Raw genomic sequence first — 12,859 nt, 5'->3', positions numbered from 1 at the left:
GACCCCATTACAAGAGGGAATTTATGAGTTCCATTGCCAGGAATTACTTCAACCAGCTCAACGCCGACTACCTGCAGGTACACAGGCGCAAGGAGGATCTCTTCTGGTCCACCTACATGGGCACCAGCGACGATCAGGCCGGCTTCACCGCCGCCGAGCAGGCTTACAAGGGCTTTTGTGCCAATCCGGCACGGTTGCCCGAGCTGCGCGAGATGCTCGCACTGGCACAAGAAGAAGATCTCAAGCGGGGGCTCAAGGGCTGGCTCGCCTTCTTCGAGTGCAACGTCATCGAAGATCCTGCTGCCGCCGTCCTGATGGATGAGCTGGTGGCTGCCGAGGCAGCGCTGTTTGCCCGCCGCAAGGGGTTGAAGCTGACCTTGCTGGACGAGCAGGGCCGCCAGGTGGCAGGCAGCCTGCCCGCCGCCAGCACGGCGCTGGCCGCCAGCGCCGATGCAGCGGTACGCCAGAGCGCGCTCGCCATGTTTCACACCCTTGAGCAGTGGGTGGTCGACAATGGCTATCTGGAGATAGTCGCGCTGCGCAACCGTTTTGCCCGCGCCATGGGCTATCGCGACTACTTCGACTACAAGGTGCACAAGAATGAGCAGATGAGCCCGGAGCAGCTCTTCGCCATCCTCGACGACTTTATCGCCCGCACCGAACAGCGGCTGCACCAGAGCCTGGCCGAGCTGAAGGCGGCCAAGGGGGAAGAGGCCCTGCTGCCCCACAACCTGCGCTATAGCGTGAGCGGCGACGTGACCCGCCAGCTCGACCCCTATGTACCCTTCTCTCGGGCGCTGAAGGATTGGGTCGAGAGCTTCCGCCGCCTCGGCATCCAGTATCGCGGCGCGACTCTCACTCTGGATTTACTGACCCGGGAGGGGAAATACGAGAATGGCTTCTGCCACGGCCCGGTGCCGAGCTTCTGGCAGGAGGGGGAGTGGGTACCGGCGGTGGTCAACTTCACCAGCCTGGGCAACCCGGCCCAGGTGGGCAGCGGCTGGAGCGGGCTCAACACCCTGTTCCACGAAGGCGGCCACGCGGCGCACTTTGCCAACGTCACCGGCAACGCTCCCTGCTTCTCCCAAGAGTTTCCGCCCACCTCCATGGCCTATGCCGAGACCCAGTCCATGTTCTGTGACAGCCTGCTGGATGACGCGGACTGGCTCAAACGCTACGCCAGAAATGCGGCGGGGGAGGCGATCCCCGACGCGCTCATCGAGGCGATGATCGCCGCGCGCCAGCCGTTTCGCGCCTTCAACGAGCGCCAGATCGCGCTGGTGGCCTACTTCGAGCGGGATCTCTACGCCATGGCCGATGGCGATCGCACCCCGGCCGCCGTGCTGGCGCTGGCCCGTCGCTGGGAGCGCCAGATCCTGGGAGTAGAGAGCCCGCGCCCGCTCTTGGCCATTCCGCACCTCCTGAACCAGGAATCAGCCTGCGCCTATCACGGCTACCTGCTGGCGCTGATGGCGGTGGAGCAGACCCGCGCCTACTTCCTCAAGCGCGACGGCTATCTCACCGACAATCCGCGCATCGGACCGGATCTTGCTGCCCACTACTGGGGGCCGGGCAACGGCAAGAGCCATGATGAGACGCTGCGCAGCCTCACCGGCGAGGGCTTTAGCGCCGCGCCGCTGGCCGAGGCGTGCAACCGGAGCGTGGCCGAGGCGTGGCAGCAGGCGCAGGAGTGTATGGATGCGGCACAGCAACGTCCGCCGGCGGGGGAAGGAATGCCGCTAGACGCTCACATCCGGGTGGTACACGGCGCCGAGCTCATCGCCGACAACAGCGAATCAGAGGCACGCATGCTGGCCGATTTCGAGGCTTGGATCCGCACCTTGTCCGGTCGCGACAGTACAGCACTGAGGCGTTGATAACCACGGTGATCCGTGTCAATGACCTCGCCAGCTTGGCGGGGTTATTTTATATTCGAATAAATCTCATTTGATAAAATGCTGCCGGGTTAGTTATGGGTAAAGCCTTATGCTGATAAAGATGCGCCATGCATACTATTTATATTGCTAATTGTGTCATTGACTAATTATTATACTTTGGCAAAATTATCGCTCTCGCCACCCCCGATGTGAATCGGGTTCGGAAAGCTACAGATCTCCTCCCGGAGATGGCTGTGCCGCATATGGAATATGGCACTGGTCATTGTTGATTATCCTCCTGCTCCTACCATATCCATAACATGGGTCGCTTTCGTCGACCGCGTCGTTGGTATCGACAATGATGAGAAATGCGTATGTCGCTTTTCCCATTCCGGTTGGTACTGAACATTGGCCCACTGGGCCGTCTCTGTTTTTGCCTGTGGAAAGAGGTAATCTCCCCATGACGAGCACAAGTGAACAACTCTGCCAGATATCCCTGTTGGGGGCGCCGGTAGAGCGAAACACCCAGTCTCTCGATGATTTGTCCCAGTGGCAGACAGCATTACAGCCGGTATTGCTGCTCAACTTGCCAAGTGAAGAGCAGGATCGGATCTTGCTGGCAATCCGTCGTGATCCTTCCCGTTATCTTTATCCGGTGTTTTGCGTAGAGAAGAGTCCGCTTTCGCCCATGCTGGCAGATGGTTTGGCGTCCCAGCTGGATGAGCGAGTTCCTGACATGCTGGAGCGGCTGGCACTGCTGACTCCGCGCGAACACCCCGATGACATGGAAAAGCTGGCCTGGTACAGCTGGCCCCGTGCCCATTTCCGTCTATTGCCCCGCTGGCAGGCGGGCTGTCGCCAGGGGTACAGCTATCCGTTGCTGGATTGTTTGCTGGGTGCCGATGCCGGGACATCCTTGCCGCAATTGGTCTCCGAACGATTGCTGCAGAGCGAACAACTGGTCGATCGGGTGCGCCTGTGCAACAGCTGCAACTCGGCCCACCTCAATTTTGTCGACGTGTGTCCGGAATGCTCCCATATCGCCATCCAGGCCAAGCCTGCGGTGCACTGCTTCACCTGCGGTCATGTGGATGATCAGGATGCCTTCATGCAACAGGGTGTGCTGCGTTGCCCCAAGTGCGTGACGACCCTGCGTCATATCGGGGTAGACTACGACAGGCCGCTGGAGAAGTACCGCTGCCTCTCCTGCCATGCCCGTTTCATGGAGGCGGCAGTACAGGCTCGATGCCACGAGTGTGGTCAGGCCCACAAGCCAGATGATCTGGTGGTATCTCCCATCTATGAGTACCGCATTGGCAAGCTGGCTCGCCATATTGCCCGCGAGGGTACCCAACAGTTGCATCTTCCCCTGACCTGGGGGGCGCCTATGGCCATGGATCACTTTCCCTGGCTGCTGCAATGGAGCAATCGTCTACTGCAACGTCATGGTGGCAGCCATACCCTGCTGGCAATCCGGGTTGAACATCTTGCCGAACTGCGAGCCGAGTTGGGACTGTTGAAAACCCAGCAGCGACTGGGGGCCTTGCTGGCTCGTCTGCAGGCGCTGTTTCGGGATACCGATGTGGTTTGCCAGTATGCCGACGATCAGTTGTTACTGCTGTTGCCACACACCAATGTGGAGGATTGGCAGATCCTGCAGGGGCGGATCCTGGCGCTCAACAATGTCGAGGGTCTGGATGCCCTGACGCTGAATGTGAAGGTAGAGCCGTTGCCTACCACGCTGGGTGAAGATATCAGTCTATGGTTGAGTCGCTGGCTGGATGGGAGCCTCCAGGATGCCTGAGTGGATGAGTACGGTCCGTTACATCCTGACCGAGATCCTGGGCAGTCTGCAGTTTTCACCCAGGATGATCCTGTTGCTGCTACCCATGTTGCTGTTGATGGAAGTACCACTGATGGCGCTGACCCTGACCGGGATCCTAAAATGGTTTTCCCGTCAGGTACCCAAGGCGTCGGATCTGCCGCTATCACGCCGTTGTCCCAAAGTCTCCTGCATCATCACCTGCTACGGGGAGGGGGAGGCGATCCGCTCGACCATCCTGACCCTCAAGGAGCAGCTTTATCGTGGTCATCTGGAGATCATTGCGGTGATCGATGGTGCCAAGGCCAACGCCCATACCTATCAGGCAGCCTTGAACTGCGTCGCCGAGTTCCAGGGATGCGAGACGCGAACCCTGGTGCTGCTGCCCAAGTGGCAGCGTGGTGGGCGGGTATCGACCCTCAATGCCGGGTTGTCGGCGGCAACCGGTGAAATAGTCATGAATGCCGACGGGGACACCTCCTTCGACAACAACATGATCGACGAGATTGTGGCCTGTTTCGATGATCCGAACGTGCCGGCCGTCGGCGGGGCGCTGAGAGTGCGCAACTTGCGCGATGGCCTGATCACTCGCATGCAGGGGATCGAGTACATGATCTCCATGCAGGGGGGGAAGACGGGCCTGAGCGAATGGAACCTGATCAATAACATTTCCGGTGCGTTCGGGGCATTTCGCCGCGATTTTTTGCGCCAGATCGGCGGCTGGGATACCCACACTGCGGAAGATCTGGATCTGACGGTGAGGATCAAACATTACCTCAAGCGTCACCCCAATCTGAAGATAGGGTTTGCTCCCAGGGCCATAGGCCACACGGATGCCCCTGCGGATCTGATGACCTTGGCCAACCAGCGTCTGCGCTGGGATGGGGATCTGCTGTTTCTCTACCTGCGCAAGCACAAGTTGTCGCTGACTCCACGCATCCTGGGTTGGAAGACCTTTCTGTTTACCTTGATTTACGGCGTGGCGCAAAACGTGGTGCTGCCGCTGCTGGTGATGGGATACAGCTGGTGGCTGGTGCTCAGTTATCCGGGCCCGTTCGTGACAGCCCTGATGTTATGTCTCTATCTGGTCTATCTGTTTCTTACTCTGGTCAATTTTTTGGTGTTTCTGCTCGCCATCTCGGAGCGGCCCAAAGCAGATCTGTACATGCTGCCATGGTTGTTGCTGTACCCGGTATATACCTTGCTGATGCGCTTGTGGTGCGCCGTGGCTCTACTCAATGAAATATTCCGGCGTGGTCATGAAGAGAGCAGCATGGCGCCCTGGTGGGTATTAAAACGAGGAAATAAATTCTGATGAAAGTCACATTCAATCCCCCCAAGAAGCAGGATGCTACCTCGGATGACGGGATCCGGGTGTTGTATGCCCCTGCCAAGCGCATCGCGTTCAAGGCTCGCTGGTATCTGATCTTGCTGCTGGCATTCAGCCCGGTCATCATCTTGCTCGGCTACCTTGGACGAGAGTGGTGGCTGACTCAGGCGCCAGCGATCATCACGACGGAACCCCAGCTGGTGGTGGCCAATGGTGATGGTTTCATTCGCAGCATTTATATGTCCCCCGGCCAATCCATCTCGCAAGGTGATGCATTGATGCGTTTCGAATCACCGTCGCTCAAGGCCAACATTGAAGGTCGCAAGGCTCGTCTGAAAGCGCTTGAGCTGGACAAGGGGAATGACGAACAGGCGATATTGAACAATCTGGACGAGCAGATCAGCATCGCCGAGCGGGGCACTCGTGAACAGGAGGGGATCTATCAGGAGTATGCTGGGTACAGGAAGGAAAAGCTGGTTTCCAGCGCTGAATATGCCAGCGCTTTGCTGAGCTGGACTCAATCTCGCATCGACCTGCAGAAGGCCAGGGCTGAAAAAACGCAGCAAGAGTTGCAGATCAAAGAGGATCACCTGACGGGACCGCTGGCCAGCGCCCGCCACCAGCTGGAGCAGGAGCTGACCGAGATGGAAGCCATTATGCGACAGCAACAGCCCCTGTCTCCGGCCACCGGCAAGGTGTCTGACGTGCTGGTGCAGGAAGGGGACTGGGTCTTCTCGGGCGCGCCTTTGGCGCTGATATCCAAACATATGGATCCCCTGGTCATCGCCTATGTGCAACCCAAGTACTTGACCTCGATGGAAACTGGACACAAAGCCACCGTCAAGTTGCCGAGTGGCGAGCGTTTGTCTGCACGGATTGCCAGACCGGTGGAGCTGGCGGACAAATTGCCAGCCCAGCTGGCTGCGCCGTTTGAAGGAGAGAAGGCGACCCTCAAGGTGGCCCTGGCGTTGGATGAGAAACTCCCTGCCAATCTGCAAGTTGAGGGGTTGCCAGTCACTGTCTTGTTCGATTGATGTCCTGTTCGAAAAAGGCATTAAAGAGCCAGTAAAAGAGCAAAGTAGAATACGAACGGGGCCATTGAGTCCCGTTTGAGTGTCATGGATGTTGTCACGTTGCCGGGTCTGTTCGACTCGCGTTGAAGATACAGCCGTTTTGAGAGACAAGAGGCCGGCAAGTTGAAGCGGTCTCTGTCGTTCAGAGGTTCTGATGATCTGCGTGGCTTGGCGACCACAAGATACGAACACTTTCTTTTGCTATTCGTCAGTTAATTTTTTCTGGCGAAAAAGGAGCGTCACTCAACCAAGCATGTGACAGTTATTATGCTGGTCATCGATTACGACAACTTGTGTCGTATTGCTGGTTTGGGCCCGATCTTGGTTCCTGAGGAAAACGGTCAATCAGGTGAGTGTGATGATAAAAGGGGAATTAGCCGCAAAACCCTTATAATTGGCACATCAATTGCCTCCTCCAATTCTATTTTCCCTCCTGAATTTTGTGGTTTTGCATGTCTCCACGACTCGTCGATGAGCATAAATTCGTTACACCCCCGGATTGACTAAATTCTCTACAGAATCAAAATTGTCGTCCTCGCCACTCCCGATGTGAATCGGGTTCGGAAAGTTACAGGTCTCCTCCCGGAGATGGCTGGGCCGCACATAGGAAAGGTGCCGGTCTTGCTGCCCACCTTTCACCCTCAAATCAGCACACAGGTCAGGAAGCCATCTTGCCCATCCGGCAAGAGCGGACGCGTGTGTATATCCGTGTGGGAGTTCAAGGACGATACGACCCGCGTTTGTTATGGGTGGTATGTTGCGAATGAATCGCATCTTTTGGTTACTGGTGCTGCTGCCGTCGTTGGCATGGGCCGGTGGGGTGGACAACGCCCGCGAAGCCTGGGTCATCAAGGCCAGGGCGGGGGAGCTTGAGACTGCCATAGTGGGGCTGGATGCCCTTTATCGACAGACAGGTGATGGCAAGGTGCTCGACGATTTGATCGCGGTGCGGCTTTGGCATGGCGATCGCAAGGGGGCGCTGGCTGCCTGCACACCTTGCGAGTTCAGTCCCATCTCGAACAAGACGCTGGAAGAGGTGGCCCGCGCCGCCCGGGACGAGAAGCGTTATCCGGAGGCAATCAGCTACTACCGCGTCCTGCAGGGGCGCGCTCCCGCCAATCCCAACGGTTGGCTCGGGCTGTTTCTCACCGCCAGCGATCAGGGCAACCAGAGGTTGGCCCGTCAGGTGGCCAGCGAGTACGAACAGCGTTTCGGCCGTGATCGCGCCATCCTTGATGCCCGTCTCTACGCCGCCCGCCAGGCGGAAGATGCCATGGGCGAACTGCTGGTGCATCAGCAGTGGCTTGAACTCGAGCCGGATAATGCCGAGCAGGTGCTGGCGCTCTATCGGGTGGCGGTCGGGCTGGGTGCCGGGCCTGCGGCCGGCGAATTGATGGCCCGTTATCCCTCGCTGTTCAAGCCGGTGGACAGGCTCTGGCTCGATTACTATCAGGCTGTCAATCTGCTGCGGATGTCATCCAAGATCGAGGATCCCGCCCAGGTTCGTACCTCTCTGACCCAGGTCCTGGCGCTGCAGGACAAGATCCTGGCGCGCGCTCCCCGCGATCATGTGCTCTACCTCAGCACCCGGCGGGATCGGGTGGTGACCCTGGTCGCCCTCGGCGAGTTTGCCCAAGCAGAAAAGGCGTCCGCCACTTTGCAGGCAGAAGGGCCATTGCCGGATTATCTGCTCGAAGCGCGGGCCGATGCCCTGGCCGGGCTGGGGCGGGCGACGGAGGCATCTGCGCTCTATGACCGGCTGGCCACTCCCGAACGGGCCAGAGACAAGACATTGCTGGAGAAGCGTTTCTACGCCTATTCGGATGCGGAACGTTACGAGGCCGCCCAGGCGTTGCTGGCGGGTTGGCAGGAACCGGCGACTCGCTGGGATTTTACCGGCAACCAGCGGATGGCCAACGATGACTACGAGAAGCTACTGCAACTGAGAACCCTGCTGCAGGCCTGGCGTGGTCAGGCCGGGGAGGCGGAGGCACAGCTGGAATCCTGGCTGAAAACCGCACCGGCCAATCCCTGGCTCTGGTTGCAACTGGGGGATATCCGGCGCTGGCGCGGTCATCCTGACGGGGCCGAACAGGCCTACAGGGAGGCTATGCGCTGGTTGCCAACCGGACGCACGGTGCAGGCCGAGCCGGGTCGCCTCCATGCCCGGCTCGATCGGGGGGAGTGGCAGCAGACGCCACAAGCGGTGCGAGCCCTTGGCAACCTGACCCGGGATCGTCAGGAGCTGCAACAACGGCTGGCTCTGGAGCAGGCACCCATGCTCACGACCGAGCTGACCCATGGCCGCAACGAGGGAGGCTCGGTGCAGGCCAGTCGCGACTGGCGTTATGACAGCCGTCTCTATAGTGGCCGTAGTGATGGTGGTGATCGTCTGTTTGTTCGTCGTCAGGGCAGCTTTGGTGACTATGAGGGGCAAGGGGAGAGAGCCGCCTACACCGGAGTCGGGGCCGAACTCTCCTTCTATCCGCTGCTGCTGACCCTGGAAGGGGGCACGGGCAGTGAGCTTAACCACAAGGGCTACCTGTGGAGCCGTCTCGACTGGCGGCTGGACGATCAGTGGCAACTGGGGGCCGCCGTCAATTTCAACAGCGCCGACACCCCGCTGCGGGCCCTGGCGCGGGGCCATTACGCCGATCAATACCTGCTGGATCTTGGCTGGCGCCAAGACGAAACCCGTGAGGGCGGCCTGCGTCTCGAACGCATGGACATCGATGATGGCAACCGGCGGCTCACTGCCTCCGGCTGGCTGCGCCAGGATCTCTGGCGCCGGGATCGCTGGTGGTTTGACGGCACCCTGCGGGCCGCCACCTCCCGCAACGAGGAGGTGGACGCGGACTACTTCAACCCCTTGAGTGATCGCAATCTGGAGCTGGAACTGGCGGCGCGCTACCGCTTGCCGCTGGATGGCCGTCGCTCTCTGCTGCAAAGCCTCACCATGAGCGGCAATCACTACTGGCAGGAGCGCTATGGCGGCGATCAGGGCTGGCAGCTCAGCTATCGCCATGACTGGATGCTCTCACCTGCATTGAGCCTTGGCTATGGTCTGGGCCGTCGTCAGGCCGTCTACGACGGCAACCGCGAGTATGGAAATTTTGTCTTCGCCAATCTGCAATGGAGTTTCATGTGATGAGACGCTGGCTTGCTCCTTTTTTTCTGTTGTTGACCCTGCTGCCCGGTCTCACCCAGGCGGCCCGCAAACCGGATGATTACGTGGTGCTCTGCTATCACGACATCGTCGATCTCAAGCTGACCCCCAACCTCAAGCTCTATCCCCAGACGATCCGGCGCGACACCCTGATCCGCCACTTCAACTGGATCAAGCAGCAGGGCTACCATCCGGTCAGCTTCCAGCAGGTGCTGGATGCCAGGGCGGGCAAGGCGCCGCTGCCGGACAAGGCGATCCTGCTCAGCTTCGACGATGGTTACGAGAGTTTCTACCGGCTGGTTTACCCCCTGCTCAAGCTTTACAACTATCCGGCCGTTTTTGCGCTGGTGGGCAGCTGGCTGGAAGTGGCGGATGACCAGATGGTTTCTTATGGCAACGACAAACTGCCCCGCAGCTATTTCGTCAACTGGCCGCAGATCCGCGAGATGCAGGCCTCCGGGCTGGTGGAGATCGCCTCCCACACCTTCGCTTCCCATTACGGGCTGCTGGCCAACCCGCAAGGCAACGTGCAACCGGCGGTGACCACGGCGGGCTGGAGCCAGGCGGGTTACGAGTCCATGGCCGCTTACCGGGCGCGGGTGAAGGCCGACTTCGACGCATCGGCTCGCCAGTTGAAGCAGCAGACGGGGCAGGCGCCGCGCATCATGGTCTGGCCCTATGGCGCCTTCAACGAGACGGCGCTGGATCTGGCCCGGGAGGCGGGCATGCCCTACACCTTCACCCTGGCCGAAGGACTCAACAAGGTGAACGACACGGGCAGCACAGTGCGTCGCTATCTGCTGGATGAGGACACCAGTCTCGAGACCCTGGACGAGATCATGGGAGGCAATACCTGGGAGCGGCAGGTGGAGCGGTTGGTACACGTGGATCTCGATTATGTCTATGACCCGGATCCCCGCCAGATGAACAAAAACATCGACATGCTGCTGGACAGGATCAAGGGCTACGGCATCACTACCGTCTATCTGCAGGCCTATGCCGATGACAACGGTGATGGGGTGGCGGAGGCGCTCTACTTCCCCAATCGCCATATGCCGGTCAAGGCGGATCTGTTCAACCGGGTGGCCTGGCAGCTCAAGACCCGGGCCGGGGTCAAGGTGTATGCCTGGATGCCGGTGATGGCCTACGACATGGGGCCGAACCATGCCTATGTGACCGACAGCCGCACCGGTGCGCCGGCCAAGGGGCAGTATCTGCGCCTCTCACCCTGGGATCCGGCCAGCCGCCGGATCCTGCTGGATATCTACGAGGATCTCGGCTTCTACACCAAGTTCGACGGCCTGCTGTTCCACGATGACGCCTTCCTCAGCGACTACGAAGGCCCCTTCCCTCTGGAGCGTACCCCAGAGGCACTGCAGGCACAGGGAGAGCGCAAGACCGACCTGCTGATCGATTTCACCATGGAGCTGCGTGATGCCGCCGCCCGTTACCGTCAGGGGGGCGCGGATGGCCTCAAGACTGCCCGCAACATCTACGCGACCCTGGTGACCGAGCCCGAGTCCCAGCAGTGGTTTGCCCAGAGCATGGCCGCGTTTGCCAAGGCTTACGACTACACCGCCGTGATGGCCATGCCCTACATGGAGCAGGCGAAAAATCCCGACGAGTGGCTGGCCAGACTGGCGGAGGATTCGCTAGCCCGGGTGCCGGCCGATCGCCTGGTGTTCGAGCTGCAGAGCCGCAACTGGCGCACCGAGCAACCCATACCCGACGCCGAACTGGCGCGCTGGATGCAGATCATCCGGAGCAAGGGGGTGAACAACTTCGGTTACTACCCGGATGATTTTCACAACAATCAACCGGATCCCGCCGTGCTGAGGCCCGTCTTCTCGGTACAGACACAGCCACAACCTGAATTGCAGAGGGGCGTACAAGGCGGCTCAATCCGCCAGGGGGCAGCGACCACGGAGGTGACGCGGTGAGTGATCTGCTGACGGGCATCGCCATGTTCACCCTGGCCTATCCGAGCGTAATGGCGCTGGTGTGGATCTGTGGCGGCCTCTACTACTACTTCCAGTGGGAGCGGCGGGATATCGCCCTGGCCAGAAAGGGGCTCGAGTTGCCCCGCTATCCCAAGGTGACCCTGATGGTGCCCTGCTACAACGAAGGGGCCAATGTGGAGGAGACCATAGGTCACCTGCTGCGCCAGCGTTATCCCGACTTCGAGGTGCTGGCCATCAATGACGGCAGCAAGGATGACACCGGCGAACGGCTGGATCGGCTGGCCAGGCAAGATGAGCGCCTCACAGTGCTGCATCAGCCCAACCAGGGCAAGGCCATGGCCCTCAACAACGGATTGGCGCTGGCCAAAGGGGAAATACTGATCGGCATCGATGGCGATGCGGTGCTCGACCATGAAGCCGCTCGCTGGATGGTGAAGCATTTTCTCGACAGTCCCAAGGTCGGCGCCGTCACCGGCAACCCCAGGGTGCGTACCCGCTCCACCATCATCGGCAAGATCCAGACCGGGGAGTTCAGCTCCATCATAGGCCTCATCAAGCGGGCCCAGCGCATCTATGGCACCGTCTTCACCGTCTCCGGCGTGGTGGTGGCGTTTCGCAAGTCGGCGGTGGAGGCGGTGGGCGGCTGGAGCACCGACATGGTGACCGAGGATATCGACATCAGCTGGAAGCTGCAGCTCGCGGGCTGGCTCATCCACTACCAGCCCCAGGCGCTGTGCTGGGTGCTGATGCCCGAAACGGTGCGAGGTCTCTACAAGCAGCGGTTGCGCTGGGCCCAGGGCGGGGCCGAGGTATTTCTGCGCTATGGCTTGCAGGCGCTGCGTTGGCGCAATCGCCGTTTCTGGCTGCTGTTGCTGGAGTATCTCTCCAGCGTCGCCTGGTGTTACAGCATGCTGATGCTGGCGGTGAGCTGGCTGCTCAACCCCGAGCTGGAGGGGTTGGCAAGGGGGCACCTGTTCCAGTGGACAGGTGTGATGATGACCGGCATCTGCCTGCTGCAGTTCTCCGTCAGCATCTTTATCGACAGCCACTACGACAAGAGCATGGCCCGCAGCTTCATCTGGTGTGTCTGGTATCCCCTGATCTACTGGCTGCTCAATCTGGTGACAGTGATCGTCGCCGTGCCCAAGGCCATTTTGCGCCGTCGTGGTCAGTTGGCGGTCTGGGAAAGCCCCGACAGAGGAGAGTCGTTCCGTGACAAAGCATAAGCTGGCGCAGGAGATGATCATCCGCAATGGCACCCGGCGTAGCTGGCGTTACCGCGTGCGGGATATGTTGATCCTGCTGGTGACCTGGAGTGGCTGGCTGTTTCTGGTGCTGCAACCCTGGTTCAGCTACCTGGAAACGGGGGCGGAGGGAAACTTCATCGGCTCGCTCGATATGGTGGAGGTGGGGCAGCTGTTTCTGGCGCTGCTGTTCGGCATCTTCCTGCTGATCCACTCCTGGGCCAAATACAACAAGTTGTTGTACCGCCTGATGCGAAAGCGGGCGGCACAGCAGGACAAGTAAGCGAGAGGGGCCATGGGCCCCTCCGCCGTTTCTGGTGGCCACACAGGGCCATTCATAAACGTTGCCGGTGCCGGGATCTCCCGTGGATGTGGCCAGAGAAAAT

The 12,859-nt window shown here is 60.0% G+C and carries 8 protein-coding genes; all 8 read left to right on the top strand.

From position 1 onward, the window contains the following. The first annotated feature begins 23 nt into the window (after positions 1-23). A complete protein-coding gene (locus tag BN1123_RS09805) occupies positions 24-1,877 on the top strand; it encodes a M3 family metallopeptidase (RefSeq protein ID WP_042026711.1) in 1,854 nt (617 codons plus the stop codon). 460 nt (positions 1,878-2,337) lie between these two features. Beyond that, the gene (locus tag BN1123_RS09800) at positions 2,338-3,681 is read left to right on the top strand and encodes a TackOD1 domain-containing metal-binding protein (RefSeq protein ID WP_042026709.1); all 1,344 of its coding nucleotides are present in this window, start codon (positions 2,338-2,340) and stop codon (positions 3,679-3,681) included. Beyond that, the gene (locus BN1123_RS09795; protein WP_042026707.1) at positions 3,674-5,014 is read left to right on the top strand and encodes a glycosyltransferase family 2 protein; all 1,341 of its coding nucleotides are present in this window, start codon (positions 3,674-3,676) and stop codon (positions 5,012-5,014) included. The genes BN1123_RS09800 and BN1123_RS09795 overlap by 8 nt, the downstream gene beginning before the upstream one ends. Next, positions 5,014-6,063: an HlyD family secretion protein gene (locus tag BN1123_RS09790; RefSeq protein WP_042026706.1), complete on the top strand. Its 1,050-nt coding sequence runs from the start codon at positions 5,014-5,016 to the stop codon at positions 6,061-6,063. The genes BN1123_RS09795 and BN1123_RS09790 overlap by 1 nt, the downstream gene beginning before the upstream one ends. 802 nt (positions 6,064-6,865) lie before the next feature. Beyond that, a complete protein-coding gene (gene pgaA / locus BN1123_RS09785; protein ID WP_224212325.1) occupies positions 6,866-9,250 on the top strand; it encodes a poly-beta-1,6 N-acetyl-D-glucosamine export porin PgaA in 2,385 nt (794 codons plus the stop codon). Next, a complete protein-coding gene (gene pgaB / locus BN1123_RS09780; protein WP_224212324.1) occupies positions 9,250-11,208 on the top strand; it encodes a poly-beta-1,6-N-acetyl-D-glucosamine N-deacetylase PgaB in 1,959 nt (652 codons plus the stop codon). The genes pgaA and pgaB overlap by 1 nt, the downstream gene beginning before the upstream one ends. Then, positions 11,205-12,455, top strand: a complete 1,251-nt coding sequence (pgaC, locus tag BN1123_RS09775) for a poly-beta-1,6-N-acetyl-D-glucosamine synthase (protein ID WP_082037520.1) — start codon at positions 11,205-11,207, stop codon at positions 12,453-12,455. Before pgaB ends, pgaC begins: the two co-directional genes overlap by 4 nt. Next, positions 12,442-12,756: a hypothetical protein gene (locus BN1123_RS09770; protein ID WP_026458228.1), complete on the top strand. Its 315-nt coding sequence runs from the start codon at positions 12,442-12,444 to the stop codon at positions 12,754-12,756. Before pgaC ends, BN1123_RS09770 begins: the two co-directional genes overlap by 14 nt. The last annotated feature ends 103 nt before the right edge of the window (positions 12,757-12,859 follow it).

Origin of the sequence: Aeromonas enteropelogenes, assembly GCF_000819845.1 — a bacterium.
GTDB lineage: Bacteria > Pseudomonadota > Gammaproteobacteria > Enterobacterales > Aeromonadaceae > Aeromonas > Aeromonas enteropelogenes.
Note: the sequence above shows the minus strand (reverse complement) of the source record. Positions and strands in the feature narration are given on the sequence as shown.